This window comes from Rhodoligotrophos appendicifer (assembly GCF_007474605.1).
Classification (GTDB): domain Bacteria; phylum Pseudomonadota; class Alphaproteobacteria; order Rhizobiales; family Im1; genus Rhodoligotrophos; species Rhodoligotrophos appendicifer.
Map to the genome: position 1 here is coordinate 37,070 of NZ_VHKL01000009.1, position 24,287 is coordinate 61,356.

Consider the following 24,287-nt stretch of genomic DNA (forward strand, 5'->3'; position numbering starts at 1 on the left):
GGAGGCCAGGCCTCCGTGTCGGTGCCCTCACCTCTTTGGTTCGTCTTCTCCTGCGTTCCAAGCCGGAACGATGGCTCTCTTTTCGCGTTTTGCAGGACTCGACGTCCAGCCCCAGCACAGTGCTGACGGGAGCTGAACAGCCGCAACGTGCTCGAGAAGGCAAGCCCCATGACGAAAAAGCAGATCGACGCAGAGGTCGTCCATTCCGACTCTCCGGCAGGAGGATGGGGCTCAGTTCGTGGCATCAGTCGCATCTTCGCCGCTGAACTCGACCGGCCGTCGGTTGGCAAGACCCTCATGCGTCAGAATAAGCCCGGCGGCTTCATGTGCGTGTCCTGCGCCTGGACCAAGCCTGCCGATCATCATCCCTTCGAATTCTGCGAGAATGGGGCAAAAGCCACGCTGTGGGAACAGACGACACGGCGCTGCACGCCGGACTTCTTCGCAGAGCACACCGTGACGGAGCTCAGAGGCTGGAAAGACTACGATCTCGAACAACAGGGCCGGCTCACTCACCCGATGCGCTACGATCGGCGCAGCGACACATATGTCCCGTGCAGCTGGGAGGAGGCGTTCGCCGAGATCGGCAGGGAGCTCCAGTCGCTGGACCCTCAAAAGACCGTCTTCTATGCGTCGGGGCGCGCCAGCCTGGAAACCTCCTATCTCTATGCCCTGTTTGCTCGTCTGTACGGCCACAACAATTTGCCCGACAGCTCCAACATGTGCCACGAGACGACCTCGGTGGGCTTGAAGAAGGTCATCGGTGCTCCCGTGGGGACGGTCGTGCTGAGCGATTTCAAGACATGCGACGCGATCTTCTTCTTCGGCCAGAACACGGGATCAAACAGCCCTCGGTTTCTTCATGATCTCCAGGCCTGCGTGCGCCGCGGCGTCAAGATCGTGACCTTCAATCCGGTCCGCGAAAAGGGTCTCGAGGTCTTCGTCAATCCTCAAGACATGTCGGAGATGCTGACTGGCAAGGAGACCGTGATCTCCTGCCAGTACCATCAGGTCAAAGCCGGAGGTGACATCGCTGCGTTGATGGGCTTGTGCAAGCAGGTCCTTGCCGCGGAGGAGACAAGCTGGCGCGACCATAATCGGCACGTGCTCGACGTCGACTTCATCGAGACCCATACGGTGGGCTTCGAGGTCTTTGCACAGAAGCTGAAGCAAACATCCTGGGAGGACATCGAGGCGGCCTCCGGCCTCAGCCGCGAGGCCCTCGCCGAGGCGGCCCAGGTCTACATCGAGGCTAAGAACGTCATCGGCATCTACGGCATGGGCCTTACGCAGCACTTCCACGGGTTCGAAAACGTGGCGACCTTCATCAATCTTCTGCTGATGAAGGGAAACATCGGACGAGAAGGCGCCGGAATCTCGCCGGTGCGCGGCCATTCCAATGTTCAGGGCCAGCGGACCGTGGGCATCAGTGAGAAGCCCGAGCTGGTTCCGCTGGATAAGCTCGCGACGCTTTTCAGCTTCGAGCCCCCACGCGAGAAAGGCATGAATACCGTCGAGGCCTGCGAAGCCTTGCGCCGGGGCGAGGTCGAAGCGTTCATTGGGTTGGGGGGAAATTTCATCCGCGCCATCCCGGACCGCGAGGCCATGGAAGCTGCGTGGACCAGCATGCGCCTGACGGTGCAGATCGCCACCAAACTCAATCGCAGCCACTTGGTCAATGGCGAGGTCGCCTATCTGTTGCCCTGCCTCGGACGGTCTGAAGAAGACGTTCAGGCGAGCGGTCCGCAGACGGTCACCATGGAAGACAGCCTGAGCTGCATTCACGGCTCCCTCGGCAAGGCAAAGCCCGCCAGCGATCAGCTGCTCTCGGAAGTGGCCATCGTGGCCGGATTGGCGAAGGCGACGCTGGCACCGAACCCCAAGGTGACATGGGACGCTTGGGTCGAGGATTACGGCACGATCCGCAATCTCATCGAGCAGACCTATCCCGACATGTTCCGCGACTTCAATGGGCGCCTGTTCACGCCGGGAGGGTTCTATCGCGGCAACAGCGCCCGAGAACGGCAATGGAAGACCGAGAGCGGCAAGGCGCAGTTCACCACGCCGGCCATGCTCTCCGCGATCGGTGTCGGGGATGCACCCGGACGCTACCGGCTGATCACCATGCGGAGCAATGACCAATTCAACACCACGATCTACGGCTATAGCGACCGCCTGCGGGGAATCGAGGGGACGCGGGACGTGCTGCTGATCAATCCAGCCGAAATGGCACGCGCCGGGCTTGAACCTGGCCAAGTGGTCTCTCTCGTCAGCGATGCCGAGGATGACGTTCACCGCGAGGTCGGCGGTCTGACCGTCACCCCCTTCTCGCTGCCGGACAGATGTGTGGGTGCCTATTATCCGGAGATGAACCCGTTGGTCCCCCTCTGGTACCATGATCAGGCGTCCAAGACGCCCGCATCAAAAGGAGTACCGGTGCGCATCTTGGCGTCTTGAGCACCACGGTCGAGACGAAGGCTTCGCAGTTCCCCTGGTGACCGCGTGCAGCTCGAACTGGCCCGTGCACTCGGCAGCATCAATCACTCGCCCGCAGCGCGCTGGGGTTCATGCCTGTGGCATTGCGAAAGGCGCGGCTGAAGTTGGCCGGAGTGGAGTAACCAAGCTCCGCGGCGATACGGGTTATCGAGGCATCCGTGTGCTGGAGCAGCTCATGAGCGCGCCCTGCGCGGGCAGCATTCGCCAGGGTGCGGAAGTCCGTTCCCTCGCGATTCAACTCCCGCTGCAGGGTACGAATGCTGGTGTCCATCGCGCGGGCGGTGCTGTCGATGGACATCGAGCCGCCCCGGAGCTGAAGGCGGATGTGCTCCGAGATGACGCCGAGCGTGTCGCGCGGGGCGGCGCCGCGCCGATCGCGCGCGACGTCGGCTATGCTGATGATCGGTCCCGCGGCTGGCGTCGAGCGTCGCGCATCGAGCCAGTTCCGGTCGAATACGACGGTCATCATTGGTGCGTTGAAGACCACGGGACAGCGAAACATATCCTCGAAGGGCGCGGTCTGGCGCGGCCTAGGGATATCGAGCTCGATCCTCAGCGGGCGCCAGTTGGCCGACAGGAAGTGGCGGCAGACGCTTAACAGCGCACCCGCCGCGACGTTTGCGACGTGATGATAGCCGGTACGGCCCGCGAGCGCGAAGCCATAGCTGAAGCGGGCCTCGTCGCCGCGGATGTCGAGGGCCATCGTGTCGGCGTTGGAATGGTAGGCGAGCGCTTCGATCGCCCGGCCGATCGCCAAGCCGAGGGTTTCGGCCGCATAAATATACCGCCCATAGGTCCCGTAATTGGCGACGTCCATCTGTGGAGCCATCAGCAAGCCGAAATTCACTTCGCCGGCCGCATGGGCAGCCGTTTCGATGAACCTCAGCGCCGCCGCGTGGGGAATGAAGCAGCTTTCGCCTTCAATCGTCTCGAGATCAACGCCGGCGGCTCGCACAGCCTGCGCCAGCGTGCGCTCACCCAACTCGCGGCGAATGAGCTGAGGGAGACCACTCACTGTCAGATTCGAAATGACCGGCGTCGTGAGCATTCTCGTTACCCTCGAAGCAATTTGTTAGACTTGGCGCAAAATGAGTGGTGACACAACGCCGTGCAGTTCAATGGTGTCGCGATCGACTGCGCAGGAAGACATACGATCGGTCTGAATTGGCCGCTTGTGTTGTCAATCATCGGAGGTCGCGCAGCCCCCTCTGCTGCCTTTGCGCGCCAGAACGCAAGCAGCGACCCGGAAGGAAGTGTTCAGATGCTTACGAAACGCGACCTGCTTCGCTCGGCTGCGGCATTCGCCGCTGGTCTTGCACTTGCGAAGCCAAGCAGTCTCATGGCGAAGGGCTATCCAGACATCATCGAGGCCAAGGACATCGCCGAGGAGGGCTTCATCTACGGTCTGCCGATCGTGATGAACTACGGCATCATGTACGAATTCGCCATTGACAAGAGCTCGGGTCAGTTCAAGGCGCCGTTCAATCAGATCAAGAACTTATCCCACGTCGCGACCTATGAAGATACGGCCGTCGTCACGCCGAACAGCGACACGCCCTATTCGATCTTGTGGGTGGACCTCAGGGCGGAGCCGATGGTGCTCTCGGTCCCGGCGGTGGACCCGAAGCGCTACTATGCTGTCCAGCTCATCGACGGCAACGCGTTCAATTACGGATATATCGGCAGTCGCGCCACGGGGAGCGAGGCTGGCGACTACATGGTCGCCGGACCGGACTGGACGGGGGCAACCCCCGCCGGGGTCAGCAACGTGTTCCGGTCGACCACGCAGTTTTCGTTCGTGCTCTACCGCACCCAACTTTTCGATCCGGGCGACATCGACAACGTGATGAAGGTGCAGGCCGGTTATGAGGCCCAGCCGCTTTCCGCCTATCTGAAGCAGCCGGCGCCGCCCGCCTCGCCGCCTGCTAATTTCCCGAAGATCGACAAGGAACTCGCGAAGACGAATTTCTTCGACTATCTCGATTTCTGCTTGCAGTTCGCGCCGGCGCTCGACAGCGAGCGGGATATCCGCGCGAAGCTTGCGCGCATCGGTGTCGGGCCTGGAAAGACTTTCAACTTCAAGGACCTGCCCCTTGAGCACAAGGCGGAAATTCTCGTCGGAATGAAGCAAGGCGAGCGAAAAATCGACGAGGCCGTCGCGAAGGGCGGCGTATCGCTCAACGGATGGCAGGTCAATTCCTTCTTTGGCAATGCCGCATTCTACAATGGCGACTGGCTGAAACGCGCCGCCGGCGCCAAGGCGGGCATCTACGGCAACGATTCAGTCGAGGCGGTCTATCCGATCACGCGGGTCGATGATGCCGGCAAGACCCTCGACGGCGCCCAGCACAATTACACGCTGACCTTCCCGGCCGACCAATTGCCGCCGGTCAACGCCTTCTGGTCGGTGACGATGTATGACGGCAAGACGCAGCTGCTGATCAAAAATCCGATCAATCGCTATCTGATCAACTCGCCGATGCTGCCGACCATGAAGAAGAACGCCGACGGGTCGCTGACGCTGTACATCCAGCACACATCTCCGGGTGCGGACAAGGAAGCGAACTGGCTGCCGGCTCCGGACGGCCCGATCTACATGGTCATGCGGCTCTACTGGCCGAAAACCGAAGCACCCTCGATTCTGCCGATCGGCACGGGAGCATGGCAGCCGCCCGGTATCACTGTGGCGCAATAAGGATTGCAAACTTGCTGAGGCGTGGCGGCGGATGTCGATGAGGAGAAAGCGATGACTGGTATGGCGAGACTTATTTTCGGCACCGTCGCGGCGATGCTGGTCGGCCTCACCGCCGCTTCCGCCGATATGGCTGCCTCCGCGCAGACCTACACCATGACGACGCCTGTCGCGCCGGGCGTCGCCGTCCCCGACGAGATCCCGTCGTCGATCGGGACGCTCAATCTCAATTATGGCTATCCGTCGGCCGATACCGTCGACAAAATCTATGACAATCTGGACCGGTCCCGCGCATTGCAGGCGTATCTGCTGGCGATCCCGATCGTCAATCAGGCCGGCATGCGCGAGTCACTGCGCAAGTTCGGGCCGGATAACCAGACGAATGTGATCTGGGAAAGCCTGATGGATTCCAAGACCGTCGCGCTGACCGGCAACGACAATACGATCTATAACTTCATTTGGGTCGACACGAGCAAGGGCCCGGTGGTCGCCGAGGTTCCGCCCAAGGTGCTCGGGACGGTCGATGACTTCTGGTACAAATGGGTGGGCGACATCGGCATCACCGGGGCCGACAAGGGCGCGGGCGGCAAGTACCTTCTGTTGCCGCCGGGCTTCACGGGCGACATCCCCGCCGGGTATCACGTCTTGCGGCCGAGCACCTTCGGCAGCTACTTCGTCTTTCGCGCTTTCCTCGTCGACGGCTCTCCCAAACCCGGAGTCGAGTCGGTCAAGAAGACCCTGCGGATCTATCCTCTGGCCGAGGCCGCCAACCCGCCGCCGATGAAATTCGTCGATGCCTCCGGAATTCCATCGAACTTCGTCGCGCCGGGCGACTATTCGTTCTGGACTCTGCTGAACCAGGTCATCCAGGAAGAGCCGGCGGAGGGTTCCGATCCCACCACACTGGGCCTGTTTGCCTCGATCGGCATCGTCAAGGGCCAGCCCTTCACTCCCGATGAGCGGATGAAGGCGATCCTCACGGATGCCGCCAATATCGGCGCCGTGACGGCGCGAACGATCGCCTTCAAGATCCGCTCGAAGGATGCCTATTTCTATCCGGACAGCGCATGGCGTCTGCCCTTCTTGGGGGGCTACAAGTTCGAGTCGGCACCCGGGGTCAGCAACCTGGATGGTGCCGTCTTCTTTTACTATTTTGCCGTCGCCGTGACGCCGGCCATGGAGGAGAAGATGGTGGGCCAGGGCTCGCAATATCCCTGGTCGGTTCAGGATGCGAAGGGCGATCCCTTCGATGGCGGCAAGACCTACAAGCTCCGCCTGCCGCCCAACATCCCGGTGAAAGATTTCTGGTCGGTGATCGTCTATGACAACCAGACCCGTTCCATGCTGCAAACCGACCAGAAAGCTCCGAGCGTCAGCAGCCAAAGCAAGGCCGTCAAGGTCAATGCGGATGGTTCGACGGATGTCTATTTCGGACCCGAGGCCCCGGCGGGAATGGAGCACAACTGGGTGCAGACGATCCCCAAGAAGGGATGGTTCATGATCCTTCGCCTCTACGGTCCGCTGGAGCCATGGTTCAACAAGACCTGGCGGCCGGGCGAGATCGAACTCGTCAGATAGGGAACGCTGACCTCACCCCGCTTTCCCTCATGTTCGGGGCTCCCGCTCCGGAGCAGGCTGAACTGATTGCGCGGAACGATGGCTGCTCGCTGGGCAGCCATCGTTGTCGCTGGCCAGCTGTCTGTCGGTCTCACAGAAGCGGATCTGGAGTCTCGAGGCGAGTTCCAGCGCATTCAGGGCGTGGAGTTCGGGTATGTTTATGCCCCGTTTACGCCTAGGTCGCCGATTGAACATTGCGCGTTGATGCGTTCGCGCAACAGATATGACGCTCCTGAAACCATGGAGCGTCCCATGCTCGACATCCTCTTCATCGCATTGGCTGCAGGCTTCTTCCTTGGCGCAGCGGCATGCGTCCGTCTGCTCGAACGGCTCTGAGGTCACGCCATGACTTTCGATCTGCTCATCGGCGGCGCAGTAGCCGCTCTCCTCCTCGTCTATCTCTGTTACGCGCTGGTTCGGCCGGAACGGTTCTGACCGCGCGCAAGGATAAGCCCGATGGCACCCGATATTCTCCAGTTCATCGTCTATGCGGCCCTCGTCACCGCGCTCGGCTGGCCGCTCGGCCTCTATCTCGCCCGCGTCTATGAGGGCGGCAGGACATGGCTCTCTCCAGTCCTAGAGCCCGTCGAGCGCGGCGTCTTCGCTCTGGCGGGAGTCCGGCCGAACCAAAGCCAGCACTGGACGCGATATGCGCTCTGCGTGCTTGCCTTCAGCCTCGGGTCCTGGGTGCTGCTCTATTCAATCCTGCGCCTCCAACATCTGCTGCCGCTCAATCCGCAAGCTCTCGGGCCGCTCTCGCCGGACCTGGCATTCAACACGGCCGTGTCGTTCATGACCAACACCAACTGGCAAGCCTATGGCGGAGAGACGACCCTGTCGTATTTCAGCCAGATGGTCGGCCTGACGGTCCAGAACTTCGTCTCGGCCGGCGTCGGAATGGCGGTCTGCGTCGCCATCATTCGCGGCTTCTTCGCCCGCGAGCAGAAGACTCTCGGAAACTTCTGGGTCGATCTCACGCGCTCTGTCCTCTACGTGCTCTTGCCTCTGTCCATCCTGTTGACGCTCTTTCTCGTCTGGCAGGGCGTGCCGCAGAACCTGATGGCCTATGTCACCGCGACAACTGTTGAAGGTGCGCAGCAGACCATCGCGCAAGGGCCGGCGGCTTCGCAGATCGCCATCAAGCAGCTTGGCACCAATGGCGGCGGCTTCTTCAACGCCAACTCGGCCGTGCCCTACGAAAATCCGACGCCGCTTTCGAACCTGATCGAGATGATCTCGCTGCTCCTCATACCGGCGGCCTTCTGCTTCATGTTCGGCAAGATGGTGAAGGATATGCGCCAGGGCGTGGCGATCTTCGCCGCCATGGGCATCCTGTTCCTCGGCGCACTCGCTTTGACCTACGGCTCGGAGGTCTCCGGCAACCCGGCTTTCGCGCAGCTTCCCGTCGAGCAGGCTGCCGGCAACATGGAGGGCAAGGAGGTTCGCTTCGGCGTCGGCAATTCGGCGCTGTGGGCGACCGCGACGACGGCGGCATCCAACGGCTCGGTGAACTCCATGCATGACAGCTTCATGCCGCTCGGCGCGCTGGCCCCAATGCTCCTGATGCAGGTCGGCGAGGTGGTGTTCGGCGGCGTCGGATCCGGCTTCTACGGCATGCTGTCCTTCGTGGTGCTGACGGTCTTCCTCGCCGGACTGATGGTCGGCCGTACACCGGAATATCTCGGCAAGAAGATCGAGGCGCGCGAGGTGAAGCTGTCCGTCATCGCCTTCCTGGTCATGCCCGTCGGCGTACTCGGCCTTGGCGCCCTCGCGGCCGTGTTGCCGATCTCGCTGTCGTCGCTTCAGGACGCGGGACCGCACGGCCTGTCGGAGATCCTCTACGCCTATTCCTCCGCGACAGGAAACAACGGCTCGGCATTCGCAGGCTTCGGCGCGAATACGCCCTACCACAACACCATGCAGGGCATCGCGATGCTGCTCGGCCGCTTCGTCTACATCGTGCCGATGCTGGCAGTCGCAGGCTCACTGGCGACCAAGAAGTCGGCGCCGGCGTCCAGCGGCACCTTCCCGACGCAGGGGCCGCTTTTCGTCACTCTGCTCATCGCCGTGATCCTGATCCTCGGCGGACTGACCTTCTTTCCGGCGTTGGCGCTGGGTCCGATCGCGGAGCATGTCTCGATGATTGCCGGCAAGACTTACTGAGTGCGAATACCTATGGGCCCGGACACGAAAATCTCCCCGCCGGCCCTTCGAGGCGAAGCCACAGCGGCTGCGCGCCTCGACCACCATCCTGCTTTCTCTGATTGGCCTGCCGGTCCTGACTGCGGCCATGGAAGGCCTGCTCGTGGCCTCTGACGTCGGATCGAAGCTAAAGGACACCATCATGCGCAAGAAACCCGATATTTCCCTCTTCGACTGGCGCGTCACCGGTCCAGCGTTCAGGGTGGCCTTCGCCAAGCTCGACCCGCGCGTCATGGCGAAGAACCCGGTCATGTTCGTGACCGAGGTCGTGGCGGCACTCTCGACCCTGCTCTTCCTCCGCGACATCTTCGTCGGTGGCGACACCCTCGCCATCGCGGGCCAGATCGCCGCCTGGCTCTGGTTCACGGTCTATTTCGCGAATTTCGCGGAGGCCATGGCGGAGGGCCGAGGCAAAGCCCGCGCCGACAGCTTGCGCGCCACCCAGTCCGAGACGCCGGCACGCAAGCTCGCCTCGGTCGACGCAGAGACCCACGAGGTCGTCTCCAGCCGCGCGCTGAAGCCTGGCGACCTGGTGCTCGTGACGGTCGACGACATCGTGCCCGCGGACGGCGAGATCGTCGAAGGCATCGCCTCCGTCGACGAAAGCGCGATCACGGGCGAATCGGCTTCGGTGATCCGCGAAGCCGGTGGCGACCGCTCGGCGGTCACGGGCGGCACGCGCGTCGTGTCCGACTGGATCAAGGTCAAGATCACCTCGAAGCCCGGCGAGAGCTTCCTCGACCGCATGATCGCGATGGTCGAGGGCGCCGAACGCCAGAAGACCCCGAACGAGGTCGCACTGAACATCCTGCTCGCAGGCCTGACGATCATCTTCCTGATCGTCGTCGTCACGCTGCAGCCCTTCGTGATCTATTCCGGCGCCGTCGTGCCGGTCGTCTTCCTGGTCGCGCTGCTGGTCACGCTGATCCCCACCACAATTGGCGGGCTTCTGTCGGCCATCGGCATTGCGGGCATGGACCGCCTGGTGAAGGCGAACGTCATCGCCAAGTCCGGCCGCGCAGTGGAAGCCGCGGGCGACGTCGACGTGCTGCTGCTCGACAAGACGGGCACCATCACCTTCGGCGCGCGCATGGCCGATGCTTTCGAGACCCTTCCGGGCGTCAGTCAGAAGCAAATGGCCGAAGCCGCCCTTCTCGCCTCGCTCGCCGACGAAACCCCTGAAGGACGTTCGATCGTCGACTTTGCGAGAAAGTATGTCGAGCGGACCATGGACAGGACTGACCAAATCGCCGACGCCATTCCCTTCTCCGCCAACACGCGGATCTCAGGCGCGGACCTGAAGGATGGGACGACATTGCGCAAGGGTGCCTCGGATGCAATCCTCGGCTGGTGCGGGACCGTCGCCACCGCGGAGCTGCGCGCGCTCGTCGAGGCGATCGCGAAAACCGGCGGTACGCCTCTGCTGGTGGCCCGCAACAAGCAGGTGCTGGGCGTGATCCACCTGAAAGATATCGTCAAGCCAGGCATCCGGGAGCGCTTCGCGGAACTGCGCCGCATGGGGGTGCGCACCGTCATGGTCACGGGCGACAACCCGCTGACTGCGGCCGCCATCGCTGCCGAGGCGGGCGTCGACGACTTCCTCGCCGAAGCGACCCCGGAACGGAAGCTGGAGCTGATCCGCAAGGAGCAGGCCGAAGGCAAGCTCGTCGCCATGTGCGGCGACGGGTCCAATGATGCACCGGCGCTCGCGCAGGCCGATGTCGGCGTCGCGATGAACACGGGCACGCCCGCCGCCAAGGAGGCCGGAAACCTGATCGATCTCGATTCGGATCCAACCAAGCTGATCGAGATCGTCCTGGTCGGAAAGCAGCTGCTGATCAGCCGCGGGTCGCTGACGACCTTCTCGGTCGCCAACGACGTGGCGAAGTATTTCGCCATCCTGCCGGCACTGTTCGTGACGGCCTATCCTGCGCTCGACGCGCTCAACGCCATGCGGCTCGGCAGTCCCGGCAGCGCGATCCTGTCGGCTGTGATCTTCAACGCGCTGATCATCATCGCGCTGATCCCGCTGGCGCTGCGCGGCGTGAAGTATCAGCCCGCCACGGCGGTGACCCTGCTGCGGCGCAACCTTCTCGTCTATGGCCTCGGCGGCCTCATCGTTCCATTCGTCGGCATCAAGGCGATCGACCTTATTGTCAACGCCGCCGGCATCGTATGAGGTGAAACCATGATTTCCGAACTTAGACCCGCGCTGACCATGCTCGTGCTGTTCACGGCGCTTACGGGGGTCGCTTATCCCCTCGCGATGACCGGAGCCGCGCAAGCGCTGTTCCCATCACAGGCCGGCGGCAGCCTGGTCGAGCGCGGCGGCCAGGTGATCGGCTCTTCGCTCATCGGCCAGTCCTTCACGGGAGACGCCTACTTCCACAGCCGGCCGTCGGCTGCCGGCAGCAAGGGCTACGATGCCGCCTCGACCGGGGGCAGCAACCTCGGTCCGACGTCGAAGGTGCTCGTCGAGCGCGTGACGGCCGACTCGCAGCGGATCAGCGCCGAGAACGGCGGGGGCCGGGTGCCCGTGGACCTCGTCACCGCGTCCGCCAGCGGCCTCGACCCAGACATTTCGCCAGAAGCTGCAAGCTTCCAGGTGGCGCGCATCGCCGCCGCGAGAGGCATCGACACGGGAGCCATCCGGGCGCTGGTCGCCGAACGGACAGAGGGCCGCACGCTTGGTCTGCTTGGTGAACCGCGTGTCAATGTGCTCATGCTCAACCTCGCTCTCGACGAGCGTTTCCCGGCGCCGCCGGCCGGCGAGTGACGATGGAGAAGGAAAGCCGCCCGGTGCCCGAAGCCCTGCTCGCCGAAGCGGCGAAAGAGGGACGTGGGCGGCTGAAGATCTTCCTTGGGGCGGCCCCGGGCGTCGGCAAGACCTACGCCATGTTGGAAGCCGCCCAGCGCCGCAGGGCCGACGGCGTCGACGTGGTGATCGGCGTCGTCGAGACCCATGGCCGTGCCGAAACCGAGCGCCTCACGGTCGACCTGGAGGTCCTGCCACGGGCGCAGATCCCCTATGGAGGGCGCCTGCTCGCCGAAATGGATCTCGACGGCATCATCGCGCGGCGGCCGAAACTTGCCCTCGTCGATGAACTTGCCCACACAAATGTGCCGGGCAGCCGCCACGCCAAGCGCTGGCAAGACGTCGAGGAACTGCTGGCGGCCGGCATCGACGTCTACTCAACACTGAACATCCAACATCTGGAAAGCCTGAACGACGTCGTCGCGCGGATCGCACGGGTGAAGGTGCGCGAGACGGTCCCGGACAAGGTTCTGGAGCTCGCCGAGGACATCGAGCTGGTCGATCTTCCGCCGGAGGAACTCATCGAGCGGCTGCGCCAGGGCAAGGTCTACATTCATGACCAGATCGCCCGCGCGATCCAGAACTTCTTTTCCAAGGGCAACCTGACGGCGCTGCGCGAACTGGCCATGCGGGTTGCCGCCGACCGCGTCGATGCACAGATGGCCGCCCATATGAGGAGCCACGCCATCCCGGGGCCCTGGCCTGCACAGGACCGCGTCCTCGTCTGCGTCAACGAGGCTCCCGTCTCCAAGGCGCTGGTGAGGGCCGCCAAGCGGATGGCCGAGCGGTCGCGGACGGACTGGATCGCGGCGAGCGTGACGACGGCCCAGTCGGAGCATCTTCCCGACGCGGCCAAGGATGCGATCGCCGAGACATTGCGGCTGGCCGAGACGCTCGGCGCCGAGATCGCGACCATCAATGCCGAGAGCCACGTCGCCGACGAGATCCTCGTATTCGCACGCAGCCGCAACGTCTCCCGGATCGTGATCGGGCGGCCGCGGCCGCGCCTCTTCACGGCCAGTTTCTTCCGCGAGACCGTCGCCGAGGAGATCATCCGCAAGGCGGAGGACTTCGAGGTCACCATCGTCTCCCCTGATCCGACCGAAGCCCGCAAGGCGGTTATCCGGGCGCCGCGCCCGGCCATGGAGCGCGACCCGAAGGCCTATCTCTGGGCAACGCTGACCGTGGTCGTCACCGGCGCGACCGCCATGCTCGTCAACCGCATCTTCCCGGTCGAGAGCCTGTCGCTGTTCTTTCTGGTCGGCGTGCTCGCCGTGGCGAGCCGGTTCGGCCTGTGGCCGTCCATCTATGCCAGCGTGCTTGCCTTTCTCGGCTACAATTTCTTCCTCACCGAGCCCTATTACACGTTCGAGGTCGCCCATCAGAACGTGGTGGTGACGCTTTTCCTGTTCCTCCTGGTCGCGATCGTCACGGGCAATCTGGCGGCCCGTCTGCGCAACCAGGCCCAAGGCCAGAGGGCGATCGCGAAACGGACTGCGAACCTGTTCGACTTCGCCCGCAAGGTGGCAAGCGTGGCCTCACTTGACGACGTGGTCTGGGCGGCCGTCACGCATGTCGCCTCCACCATGCAATGCTCCGCGCTGATCCTGATGCCGGATGCGTCGGGCAAGCTCGCGATCGTCGGTGGCATGCCGCCGGAGGACCAGCTCGACGCGCGGGATCGGGGTGCTGCGGAATGGGCCTGGGACAAGCACGAGCCCGCCGGCTGGTCGTCCCAGACATTGCCCTCGGCCTCATGGCTGTTCCTGCCGATGAACAGTGCCGGCAGGGTGCATGGTCTGCTTGGCGTGCAGTTCGGCACGCGCCATTATATCACGACCGACGAGCGCCGACTGCTGGGTTCGCTCGTCGATCAGGTGGCCGTCGCCATCGAACGGACGAAGTTGGCGGCCGATATGGAGCAGTCGCGCCTGCTGGCGGAAACCGAAAGCCTGCGCGCGGCGCTGCTCTCTTCCGTCAGTCACGATCTGAGAACCCCTCTCGTCTCCATCATCGGTGCGGCCACCTCGCTGATTGAGGCCGACCGTGCGCTGGGTGAAGCAGGGCGAAGGGTGATGGCCGAGACGATCCGCGACGAAGGCGAGCGGCTCAATCGTTACGTCCAGAACCTTCTCGACATGACCAGGCTCGGCTACGGTGCCCTGAAGGTGTCGCGGGAACCGGTCGACCTCAGCGAGGTGGTCGGGCGCGCGCTTCGACGACTGGAGCGGGACCTTGCGGGGCATCGCGTGGTGCGCGACCTTCCAGCATCGCTGCCCGACGTGCCGGGCGACCCGGTGCTTCTGGAACAGGTGGTCACCAACATGCTCGATAATGCCGCGAAGTACGCCCCCCCTGGATCGGAGGTGAAGGTCGCCGTGGCGGAGACAGATGACAATCTCGTGCTGTCCATCTCCGACGAAGGCCCCGGCATCCCGGCAGCCGATCGGGCGCACGTCTTCGACATGTTCTTCCGAGTGCGCGCTGGCGACGGCCAGCCCGGCGGCACGGGGCTGGGGCTGGCCATCGCCAAGGGAATCGTCGATGCTCATGGCGGCGACATCAGAGCTGAGGTCGCGAAGGCCGACGGCCATGGCACCCGCATCGTGATGACGCTTCCGAAGACCGCGCCCCGCCGGCAGACACCCGCATGAACACGGGCCGTATCCTTCTGGTCGAGGATGATCCCGGCATCCGGAAGTTTCTGCGCGTGGCGCTGGAGGCGCAGGGGTTTAGCCTGGAAGAGGCCGCTACGGGGCGTGACGGAGTGGCAAAGGCGGCCACGGTCCAGCCGGATTTGGTGGTTCTCGATCTCGGCCTTCCAGACATGGACGGCAAGCAGGTAATCGCCCGGATCCGCGAATGGTCGCAGGTACCGATCCTGATCCTGTCCGTGCGCCAGTCGGAGGATGAGAAGGTCGCCGCCCTCGACGCGGGCGCCAATGATTACGTCGTGAAGCCCTTCGGCATCTCGGAGATGATGGCGCGCGTGCGGGCTCTCCTGCGATCGAACCGGAACTCTGCCGCAACCATCCCCGAAATCGTCCACGGCGAACTCCGCATCGATCTGGTCCGCCACGAGGTCGCCCTCGCCGGACACGTGATCAAGCTCACGCGCAAGGAGTTCGACCTGCTTGCCATGCTCGCACGCAACGCCGGCCGGATCGTCACCCATCGCCAGCTTCTGAGCGATGTCTGGGGCCCCGCCCACGAGCACGACCTGCAATATCTGCGCGTGTTCATCGGACGCCTCCGCGCCAAGCTCGGCGACGACCCCACCTCTCCGCGCTTCATTCTGAATGAGCCGGGAGTCGGATATCGCTTTCTGGATTGACCGGTCAGCGGAACATCAGGACCGGCACCTTGCAGCGGCGGACCATGGCCTCGGTCGTCGAGCCGATGACGAGACTGCGAATGCGGGAATGGCCATAGGCGCCCATGACCAGGAGACCGATGTCCTGCGTTTCAACCTGACTGACGATGACATCGTCGGGATCACCAGTCAGGAGTACCCCTTCGACCTCAAAGCCCGCCTCGTGGAGACGACGGATGGGAGCCTCGAGCCGGGAGCGGTTGTCGACCGTGTCGGGGCCAACCGACAGCACTGTCGCCTTCAGTCCTTTCAGCAGCCCGCTTGAAGCGACGAAATCCACAGCACGGTTGGCGCTCTTGCCGCCGTCAAAGGCGATCAGGAAGCGCTCGATCTGCCGATATTTCCGTGCGGCCACCAGCACGGGGCGGGTCGAGGCCCGGACGACACGTTCGAGGTTCGAACCAAGATGGAGCTTGGCGAAGTCGGCCGCCTCGCCGCGCTTGCCGATGACGACGATGGCAGCGTCCTTCTCCAAGTCGGACAGTGCCTCCAGCAGATCGCCATGGCGGAGGCGCGTGTCCGCCTGCAGACCTTGAGCGCTGACGAGACCCTTGGCCGTTTCCAGCAGGGCACGGCCTTTGGCTTGTGCCAACTTGGCGTGCTGTTCGTCGAGGCGGGCGTATTCATCCAGTAGCGCGGTCCGCTCGTCGACTTCCAGGCTGCCGCTCAGATCGAACGCACCCGACATGCGGCGGCCGAGCACGTGCGCGATCACGACCGGCATCGCCAGCCGGGATGCAGCCCATGCCGAGAGGCTGCACACGCTTTCGGCGTAGATCGACCCGTCGATGAAGGCGAGTATCTTTGACATGGCCATTTCTCCCTCAGTGGCTCGTCAGGCTGTCGAGCGCGCCCGGCTTATCGTGGATGGCGAGCTTGTCGACGAGCGTCGCGCTGGCCTCGTTCATGCCGATGACCTCGACCTCGGCACCCTCCCGCCGGAACTTGAGGATGACGGTGTCGAGCGCGCCAACGCCCGTCAGGTCCCAGATGTGGGAGCGGCTGACGTCGATGCGCACCTTTTCGACAGCCTCCTTGAAGTCGAACGCCTTGAGGAAGTCGTCCGCCGAGGCGAAGAAGACCTGGCCTTCCACGACATAGGAGCGCTCCCGCCCGTCCGGCGATTGTATCGACGTCACGCGGAAGATCTGCGCCACCTTCGATGCGAAAAAGAGGCCGGACAACAGCACCCCGAGAAGAACCCCGATCGCGAGGTTGTGGGTGAAGACGACGGCGACGACGGTCGCCACCATCACGGTCGACGAACGGCGGGGATGGTCTCGCAGGTTGCGGATGGACGACCAGGAGAAGGTGCCGATCGAGACCATGATCATGATCGCGACGAGGGCTGCCATCGGGATGATCGAGACCCAATCGCCGAGGCCGACGCATAGGATCAGCAGGAACACGCCAGCCGCGAAGCAGGACAGCCTTCCCCGGCCGCCCGACTTCACATTGATGACCGATTGGCCGATCATGGCACAACCCGCCATGCCGCCGAGAAAGCCGGTGACGATATTCGCCGTGCCCTGGCCGACGCATTCGCGGTTCTTGTCGCTGCCGGTGTCGGTGAGTTCATCGACGATCGAGGCGGTCATCAATGATTCGAGCAGGCCGACCACCGCGACCGCTGCCGAATACGGCAGCACGATCATGAAGGTCTCGAAAGTCAGCGGCACGTCCGGCAAGAGGAAGACCGGCAGCGTCGCCGGAAGTTCGCCCATGTCGCCAACGGTGCGGATGTCCATGCCGAACCAGAGCGCAATCGCCGTCAGCACGATGATGCAGACCAACGGCGACGGGATCGCCTTCGTCAGGCGCGGAAAGATGTAGATGATGCCGAGGCCGCAAGCGACCATCACATAGGTCAGCCAGGGCACGCCAATCAGTTCCGGCAATTGCGCCATGAAGATCAGGATTGCCAGCGCATTGACGAAGCCGGTGATGACCGAGCGGGAGACGAAGCGCATCAGGTCGCCGAGCCTGAACAGTCCTGCTGCGATCTGCAGCACGCCGGCAAGGATCGTGGTCGCCAGCAGGTACTGCAGACCGTGATCCTTGACCAGCGTGACCATCAGCACCGCGGTCGCGGCGGTCGCGGCGGAGATCATGCCGGGACGGCCGCCGGTGAAGGCGATGATGACCGCGATCGAGAAGGAGGCGTAGAGGCCGACCTTTGGGTCAACCCCGGCGATAATGGAAAAGGCGATGGCTTCGGGGATGAGGGCGAGTGCCACGACGAGCCCCGCGAGCAGGTCGCCGCGGATGTTGCCGAACCACTCATCGCGGTAGGCAGAAACAGACTTCATGACTGTCCAGAAAATAACGGAACCGCCGCGGCCGGGGGGCCGTGGATCAAACAGTGGGAAATCGGTTCAGTTGTCCGGCGGGTCGGCGGCCGGAAGAGCCACCCGGGATCTCACCGGGTCCATGCGGTTCACTCGGAATAGCCGCAAGTCGCGCTGCGCTGCAACATTTATTTATGAGATCGTAACGGTTCGTCATCATCCTCAACGGGCGCAGTTCGCCGGCAAGGATCACAGACCAGTTGGTCCACTTCCGGCCAAGGGGGCCCCGTACACGCCATGCAGCTCTGCTGCTAGTCGCGGCTGAGAACGCTAATGGGGAAGCCGCGTCGAAGGGAGTTCGTCGCCATGCAGCTCACTTTTGCCTTCTCGATTACCTGTCGGGAGTCCGATCCGTCCATTGTCTCGCATGAGACCGTCATCGTGGCGGACGTTGCCAGCAGCGGATCACCCTCCAGCTCGACCGTGACGCCGATTTCTATTCGGCCGAGCTCCACATTCATCTCGGCGGCCACATAGCGGAGATCGTTGCAGAAGCAGCCGCCTATGGTGAGGGCGAGGAGTTGCGCGCCGTTGAAGCCCAGTCCCATACCGCCGGCGCGGCCTTCAGGCCGATCGACCACAAGCGTATGAGACCCAGCCCAGCCGAGCGCAGCCTGGGTGCCAGCGATGTTCCTGAGCTCAACCGTCGCCTTCATGAGTGATTCTCTCGGAGACCTTTATGGGATGTCGCAGCCCCTGATCGGTTGTTGCCGACCCACGGCGCTCAACCTCGACCCTTGTCGAGAGGGCCAGCTTAGCGCAGGACGGCATCCTCGTCCCACCGCACAATTCTGAAAATCTGAAGAGACCTAAAGGTAGGCGATAAGCCGGCGGATCGGGTGTGGCCTGCCTGGGAGTTCCAGTGGGCGCGTGCAGCAATGCTGGCACAGAAGCCCTGCAGGGATTCCTCCCTGCAGGGTTGGTCCCCTATCTCAGTAGGGGCTTTCGCATTGGCGCTTGACGCCGCCGCGGCCAACATAAGTGTCGGTCGAGGGATCGTAAGTCCGGTAGCGTTCCTGACACCAGGCGACGTGATTGCCGCCGGCAGCACCTCCGGTGACGGCGTTCCCTACACCCTGCACGGTGTTCGCGACGCCACCCAGAACGGCGCCGCCGATGGCTCCACCGACGGCTGCCGCCGTCCACCAGGGCGTCGCATACCAGTAGCCGTCATGATAATGGTCGTAACCCTTGTGGCGACTGCGGTAGCGTTGCCCGTGTTCGTTCCGATTGTATTTTCGGGACGCAACCAGCTGCACCGGGTTTGCCTCAGCCGTCGTCGCGACGCTTGACTGGGTCAGTCCACCCACACTCGATGCCGCGCTCACCGGGGCTGCCTGCAGGGAAAAAACGCCGAGACACACCGCTGCCGTGGCGATTGAGAGTTTGATTTTCATCGCTATCCTCCAGAGTGGTTTCTGTACGTCAACAAGGACAGCTGCGACTCGTTCCAGATCGGAACCGGCACTCTCGCCGATGCCGAATTGCCATGGATTGGGCTGCTTCGACGGGGCCCTTATCGCCCGGTGCGCATCATCAATGGTCAGGCGCGGTGCGTGTTGCGCGGCAGAAAGACGGTCAGGAGCCCGATGGCCGGCAACCAGGCACAGAGCCAAAACACATTGACGATGCCGATCCGATCGGCGAGCGCGCCGAGTGCGGCAGCGCAAATGCCACCCAGGCCGAAGGACAGGCCGTAGAACAGCCCGCCGACCAGTCCGACGCGATGGGGCACAAGGTCGATGGCATAGATCAGAATCGAGGAAAAGGCACTCGCAATGATCAGGCTGACGACCACGCTGAGCACTCCGGTCCAGAACAGGTCAGCATAGGGAAGCATCAGCGCGAAGGGCAGGGTGCCGAGAATCGACAGCCAGATCACGCGGTCGCGGCCGATCCGGTCGCCGAGCATGCCACCGGCAATCACGCCAAAGGCGCCGACCACGAGGTAGAGGAACAGCATGATCTGAGAGAGCTGCACCGTGACGCCGAAGCGCTCGATGAGATAGAAGGTGTAATAGGATGTGAAGCTCGCCGTATAGGCATTCTTCGACAGCAGCAGCACCATCAAAATTCCCATGGCAAAGACGATGCGGCGGCGTGGCAGCCGGTGGGCATGGGTGGTTGCATGCGTGTCCTTGGCCTCGGCCACCTGCCGGCGCCGGAAGGTCGCGTAGCGCGAGGCCGTCCAGAACATCAGCACCATGGCGAGCAAAACGACGCCGGAGAACCACGCCAGGCTCGGCTGGCCGCGCGGAACCACGATAAGGGCCGCCAGGAGAGGGCCGATCGCATAGCCCGCATGGCCGCCGACCTGAAAGACGCCCTGGGCCAGCCCCTGGCGTCCAGCGGCGGCGTGACGGGCCATTCGCGTCGCCTCGGGATGGAACACGGCCGACCCGACGCCGACCAGTGCCGCTGCTATCAGCACCATGCCGTAGCTGTGGGCGAATGCGAGGAGGAGCAACCCGAGCAAGGATGCCGCCATGCCCACGACCATAGCATAGGGCCAAGGGCGGCGATCGGTCAGATGTCCAAGGATGGGCTGCAGCAGTGACGAGGTGACCTGGAACGCCAATGTGATCAGGCCGATCTGGACGAAGTCGAGCTGGTAGCTCGCCTTGATCAGCGGGTAGAGCGCCGGGATCATCGATTGGACGAGATCGTTCAGCAGATGTGCCACACTCAGCGCTGCCAGAACGGACATGAGCGGGCGCCCGCGCGTGGCGGCTATGGAAACGGAGGTCATGTGGATCGCTTGGGTTGTCGACGCCATCCGGCAAGAGGTGACATCTCACATAGCGCAGCCTGTGCCTCCCCGAAAGGGGTAGCGCGTGCGCGTTTCAATCCACGAGGAGCATCGGCTGGCGCAATGCGCTATCGTGAGTCGCGGCGGATACCCGTCGTTTGAGCCTGGGGGGATCTCCCCGCGGACCATAGATGCCCAAGCAGACCCCGTTACAAAAGGATCACGATCTTGGCTTTGCTCACTCTGCGTCAGTTCACGACACGATCGGCTAGCGCGCTTGTCGCCCTGGGTCTCGCCTGTCTTTTCTCAGGGCATTCGGCCGCGACGGAGGCTTCGCCCTCGGCGACGCCGGGGGTATCGATCCCTGCAGGGCAGATCGACAAGGCGGTGGGAGAGCTCGACCGGCTTGCGGCTGAAATGATGCAGCGCTCCGGGGTGCCCGGAATGGCGGTGGCGGTGGTCCAGGACGGCAAGGTGGCCTATGCGAAGGGGTTCGGCCTCCGGCGCGTGGGCAGTCCGGAGCCGGTTGATGCGGACACCGTGTTCCAGCTCGCGTCACTGTCCAAATCTCTGGCGGCAACCGTGGTTGCTCAGCAGGTCGGGGCCGGGGTGATCAGTTGGAACACGCCGCTGGTCGAGCATCTGCCGTGGTTCAAGCTGGAGGATCCGTGGATAAGCACACATGTCACGATCGCTGATATGTTCTCCCATCGCTCGGGCCTGCCGGACCATGCGGGAGACGACCTGGAGGATCTGGGATATGGCCGGCGACAGGTGCTGGAGCGGCTCAAGCTTCTCCCGCTGGAGGGGTTCCGGGATGTTTACGCCTATACGAATTTCGGGCTCACGGCTGCCGCCGAGGCCGTCGCGGTGGCGTCCGGCAGGACATGGGAAGATCTCGCCGCGGAGGTGCTGTACAAGCCGCTGGGCATGATTTCGGCCAGTTCGCGTTTTGACGATTTCGAGTCACGGCCAAACCGGGTCCAAGGCCATATCAAAACCGAGGCCGGCTTCGTGCCCAATACGCTGCGCCAACCCCACGCGCAGTCTCCGGCAGGCGGGGTCAGCGGCTCGGTGAACGATGTGGCTCGGTGGATGACCATGATCCTGCAGGACGGACGCTTCGAGGGGCGGCAGATCATCCCCAAGGATGCGCTGCTGCCGGCCATGCGCGCAGAGATGATTTCCGATCCCTCACCCACGGCAGAGACGCGTCCCGGCTTTTACGGATACGGGATGAATGTGGGTGTTTCGCCAGCCGGCCGGATCGTGATCAGCCATTCCGGTGCATTCTCCATGGGGGCAGGCACCTTTTATGCGCTCATCCCCTCGGCCGGGGTCGGCATCGTCGTGCTGACGAATGCGGCGCCCACGGGTGCGGCGGAGGCCCTGGGCAACGAATTCAACGATCTGGTGCAGTTCGGCACGATCACGCGGGACTGGTATCCACCCTATGCCGCATTCATGAAGGCACTGAATGCGCCAGCCGGTGGGTTGTCGGGCAAAGAGCCGCCGAAGGATCCCCAAGCTGCAGGCGCGCCTGGAGACTATACCGGGCCCTATAACAATGATTATTTCGGGCCGGCCAGGATCGAGGAGGTGGATGGCCAGCTTACGCTCGCCATCGGGCCAGCAGGAATTCGCTATCGGCTCCGCCACTGGTCAGGAGACCGCTTTGCATTTTCGCCCGCCAGTGAAAACCAGACGGCAGGATCCGTCGCTGAACTCACCTTCACCCGAGACGGCGCCGGTCGCGCAGACGCCGCCTTCACGATCGACTATCTCAATGAAAACGGCTTTGGAACGTTTGCCCGGTAGGTGGGAAGACCATCGGCCTGCATTCAGCAAGTCTCGCTTTCGCGGCGTTGTTTATCAGCGCCCTAAAGCGTCGAGGACCTGATACCAGCCCGCCACCGCCTTCACGGCGGGTTTAGCGAGCGGATAGCAGGGGATCGATCGGAGCCTTTCGGCCGACATGAGGGCAAGATCTGGTGCGCCACCGGTGACGATCTCGGCAAGATGCCTGCCGATATAGGACGACATGGCCACGCCCGTGCCATTGTATCCGACGGCATAGGTGACGCGGTCATCGATCCGTCCAACATGGGGAACGCTGTCCAATGTCAACGCTACAAGGCCCGACCAGCGATGAGTAACCGGGGTCTCCGCGAGCATGGGAAACTGCCGGCGCATGGCTTTTTCCAGGGCGTCGAAAGCGGCGCCTGAATCCGCGTGGCCGAAGGCGCCGCGTCCGCCATAGATCAACCGGCCCTCAGCCTTTCGAAACCACTTCATCATCCGGCGAGTCTCGGTGTAGCTGCGGCTTTCGACGAGGAGCGCGGCGTCGATGTCGGCGGGTAATTTTTCCGTCGCGATGATCGCCGACCGGAACGGGATCAGCGTCCGACCCAGGACCGCGGTCGTCGGGAGGAGGCTCGAATAGGCATTGGTGGCGAAGACGACCTGCCCGGCACTCACAACGCCTTGCGGGCATTGGAGGATCGTGGAGGCCGGCTCGCGCCGCATGGCCGTGACGGGGCTCTCCTCGCAGATCGAGACGCCGCGGGTGAGCAAGGCTTCGGCCTGACCGAACAGAAATTTGAGCGGATGCAGAGAGCCGCCATATTCCTCCAGCAGTCCGCCGACGAAATGGCCCGAGCCAGTCTCTCGTTCAACTTCGCCGCGAGAGAGCAATCGTGGTCGCGATCCGCCAAATGCTGACGTCGTCCACTCGACCTCGTCCCTGAGCGACTCGAGCGATCCCGAATTGTGCGCACAGTGCAGCACGCCGGTGTTTCTGTAGCCGGAGGCCTCCATGCCTGGCTCGCGGACGAGCTGCTCCAAATGATCGACGGATTCGTGCCCGAGATCATACATGCGACGGGCGACGTGCCCCCCGAAACGCGATGCCATCCGCCGGAAGGAGGCCCGGAACTTTCCCGACACGACACCACCATTGCGGCCGCTTGCGCCCCAGCCGAGGCGACTCGCCTCAAGGATGACGGTGGACAAGCCCTTCTCCGCCGCATAGCGGGCGGTGGACAAGCCGGTAAAGCCACCGCCGATGATGGCAAGATCGAAATGCCGGTCGGCGGGGAAGGCGGAGCTGTGGGGACGCCGGACCGCCGTATCCTGCCACAGGGACTTTACATCGGGACATGGCGGGAGGTCGGGGTTCATGACGCGCCGCTCACGGTTCGTTGCCGCGCTAGGCGTGTTGCTCACCGGTTGCCATCGACGGCAGCCGCAAGGCCGGCGAGGTCCTTGAAATGGTAGTCGGGCCGCGTGACCTCCCGCGGTTCCGGCGTGCCGCCGAAGCCCTTCTTGCCCTGGCGCCGCTCGATCCAGCAGACGTCATAGCCGAGATGCTTGGCTACGCCGATGTCGTGATACTGGCTTTGCGCCACATGAAGGTAGTTCTCCAGACGATAGCCGAGCGTGCTCTGCCTGCCGCGCGCATAGGCGAAGAATTGCGGATCGGGCTTGCAGGTGCCCACGTCCTCCGCGGTGACGGTGTCATCAAAGGGCTCTCCCAGGGTGCGAGAGAAATGATTAAGCGCCCAGTTGTCGGAGTTGGTCATGGCGACGAGGCGGAAGCTCCGGCGCAGCCTTTTCAGGGCTGCGATGCTGTCGGGAAATGCCGGCCAATGGGGAATTGAGAGCCGGAACCCCTCAATCGCATCCGGTGTCACCGGCAAGCCAAGTTCCTGCGCCATGGCACGATAGACGGGCGGCATCATCCGGGTGAAAGGCTGGCCGGCCATCTCTTCGTGCTGAACGGCTTCCGCTTTGCCGTAGCTCAGGAGAATCGTTTCGTCATCAATCTCGTGTCCCGCCTGGAGGGCCAGGGGGCGGATGTAATCGACGATGCCCTGCTCGAAATCGATCAGGGTGCCGACCACGTCAAATGTGAGGATGGTGTATTCGTTAAGTGCCATGCCGCTCGTCCTCCGCCGGATGTGGCGTCCGGTGTAGCGCAGAAGTGGTCATGACGG

The 24,287-nt window shown here is 63.4% G+C and carries 19 protein-coding genes and 1 other annotated feature; of the genes, 11 read left to right on the plus strand and 8 right to left on the minus strand.

What is annotated here, in order from left to right; translation table 11 throughout:
- Positions 1–168 precede the first annotated feature (168 nt).
- On the plus strand, positions 169–2,457 hold the full coding sequence (locus FKM97_RS19280; RefSeq protein ID WP_144294072.1) for an FdhF/YdeP family oxidoreductase: 2,289 nt from the start codon (positions 169–171) through the stop codon (positions 2,455–2,457).
- 79 nt (positions 2,458–2,536) lie between these two features.
- Here FKM97_RS19280 and FKM97_RS19285 read toward each other — a convergent pair whose 3' ends face one another.
- Positions 2,537–3,544: an AraC family transcriptional regulator gene (locus tag FKM97_RS19285; RefSeq protein ID WP_144294073.1), complete on the minus strand. Its 1,008-nt coding sequence runs from the start codon at positions 3,542–3,544 to the stop codon at positions 2,537–2,539.
- A gap of 213 nt (positions 3,545–3,757) precedes the next feature.
- On the opposite strand from FKM97_RS19285, the gene FKM97_RS19290 reads away from it, so the two are divergent.
- The 9 genes from FKM97_RS19290 to FKM97_RS19330 all read left to right on the plus strand — a co-directional run bounded on the left by FKM97_RS19290 (position 3,758) and on the right by FKM97_RS19330 (position 15,156).
- On the plus strand, positions 3,758–5,191 hold the full coding sequence (locus tag FKM97_RS19290; RefSeq protein ID WP_144294074.1) for a DUF1254 domain-containing protein: 1,434 nt from the start codon (positions 3,758–3,760) through the stop codon (positions 5,189–5,191).
- A 51-nt stretch (positions 5,192–5,242) separates the two neighbouring features.
- Positions 5,243–6,766, plus strand: coding sequence for a DUF1254 domain-containing protein (locus FKM97_RS19295; protein ID WP_144294075.1), 1,524 nt, complete (start codon positions 5,243–5,245; stop codon positions 6,764–6,766).
- A gap of 78 nt (positions 6,767–6,844) precedes the next feature.
- Positions 6,845–7,141 (plus strand): hypothetical protein, encoded by a 297-nt coding sequence (locus tag FKM97_RS19300; RefSeq protein ID WP_144294076.1) that lies wholly within the window; start codon positions 6,845–6,847, stop codon positions 7,139–7,141.
- Positions 7,142–7,150: 9 nt separating this feature from the next.
- Positions 7,151–7,240 carry a K(+)-transporting ATPase subunit F gene (gene kdpF / locus FKM97_RS19305; protein WP_144294077.1) on the plus strand — a complete coding sequence of 30 codons (90 nt, stop codon included), beginning with the start codon at positions 7,151–7,153 and terminating at the stop codon, positions 7,238–7,240.
- A gap of 21 nt (positions 7,241–7,261) precedes the next feature.
- The gene (gene kdpA, locus FKM97_RS19310) at positions 7,262–8,968 is read left to right on the plus strand and encodes a potassium-transporting ATPase subunit KdpA (RefSeq protein WP_144294078.1); all 1,707 of its coding nucleotides are present in this window, start codon (positions 7,262–7,264) and stop codon (positions 8,966–8,968) included.
- Between the two features lie 181 nt (positions 8,969–9,149).
- Positions 9,150–11,186 carry a potassium-transporting ATPase subunit KdpB gene (gene kdpB, locus FKM97_RS19315; protein WP_144294326.1) on the plus strand — a complete coding sequence of 679 codons (2,037 nt, stop codon included), beginning with the start codon at positions 9,150–9,152 and terminating at the stop codon, positions 11,184–11,186.
- 9 nt (positions 11,187–11,195) lie between these two features.
- Positions 11,196–11,783, plus strand: coding sequence for a potassium-transporting ATPase subunit KdpC (gene kdpC, locus FKM97_RS19320; protein WP_144294079.1), 588 nt, complete (start codon positions 11,196–11,198; stop codon positions 11,781–11,783).
- 2 nt (positions 11,784–11,785) lie between these two features.
- Positions 11,786–14,476: a sensor histidine kinase gene (locus FKM97_RS19325; RefSeq protein ID WP_144294080.1), complete on the plus strand. Its 2,691-nt coding sequence runs from the start codon at positions 11,786–11,788 to the stop codon at positions 14,474–14,476.
- Positions 14,473–15,156: a response regulator gene (locus FKM97_RS19330; RefSeq protein ID WP_144294081.1), complete on the plus strand. Its 684-nt coding sequence runs from the start codon at positions 14,473–14,475 to the stop codon at positions 15,154–15,156. Before FKM97_RS19325 ends, FKM97_RS19330 begins: the two co-directional genes overlap by 4 nt.
- Positions 15,157–15,160: 4 nt before the next feature.
- On the opposite strand, the gene FKM97_RS19335 is transcribed toward FKM97_RS19330, so the two are convergent.
- The 5 genes from FKM97_RS19335 to FKM97_RS19355 form a co-directional block, all read right to left on the minus strand.
- A complete protein-coding gene (locus tag FKM97_RS19335) occupies positions 15,161–16,006 on the minus strand; it encodes a universal stress protein (RefSeq protein WP_144294082.1) in 846 nt (281 codons plus the stop codon).
- A 13-nt stretch (positions 16,007–16,019) separates the two neighbouring features.
- Complete coding sequence (locus FKM97_RS19340) at positions 16,020–17,504, minus strand: SulP family inorganic anion transporter (RefSeq protein WP_144294083.1); 1,485 nt, start codon at positions 17,502–17,504, stop codon at positions 16,020–16,022.
- Positions 17,505–17,572: 68 nt separating this feature from the next.
- Positions 17,573–17,628: a sequence feature (sul1 is cis-regulatory element that is thought to sense ions involved in sulfur or methionine metabolism; They are found in Alphaproteobacteria), on the minus strand.
- Between the two features lie 166 nt (positions 17,629–17,794).
- Complete coding sequence (locus tag FKM97_RS19345; protein WP_144294084.1) at positions 17,795–18,199, minus strand: OsmC family protein; 405 nt, start codon at positions 18,197–18,199, stop codon at positions 17,795–17,797.
- Positions 18,200–18,475: 276 nt separating this feature from the next.
- Entirely contained in the window at positions 18,476–18,940 is a 465-nt protein-coding gene (locus FKM97_RS19350; protein WP_144294085.1) for a BA14K family protein, read from the minus strand.
- A 146-nt stretch (positions 18,941–19,086) separates the two neighbouring features.
- Complete coding sequence (locus tag FKM97_RS19355; protein WP_144294086.1) at positions 19,087–20,292, minus strand: MFS transporter; 1,206 nt, start codon at positions 20,290–20,292, stop codon at positions 19,087–19,089.
- Between the two features lie 228 nt (positions 20,293–20,520).
- Between FKM97_RS19355 and FKM97_RS19360 the strand changes: the two genes are divergently transcribed.
- Positions 20,521–22,110, plus strand: coding sequence for a serine hydrolase (locus FKM97_RS19360; protein ID WP_246105169.1), 1,590 nt, complete (start codon positions 20,521–20,523; stop codon positions 22,108–22,110).
- Positions 22,111–22,164: 54 nt separating this feature from the next.
- Here FKM97_RS19360 and FKM97_RS19365 read toward each other — a convergent pair whose 3' ends face one another.
- The gene (locus tag FKM97_RS19365) at positions 22,165–23,472 is read right to left on the minus strand and encodes an NAD(P)/FAD-dependent oxidoreductase (protein ID WP_144294087.1); all 1,308 of its coding nucleotides are present in this window, start codon (positions 23,470–23,472) and stop codon (positions 22,165–22,167) included.
- Positions 23,473–23,513: 41 nt separating this feature from the next.
- Positions 23,514–24,230, minus strand: coding sequence for an HAD-IA family hydrolase (locus FKM97_RS19370; protein ID WP_144294088.1), 717 nt, complete (start codon positions 24,228–24,230; stop codon positions 23,514–23,516).
- Positions 24,231–24,287: the final 57 nt, after the last annotated feature.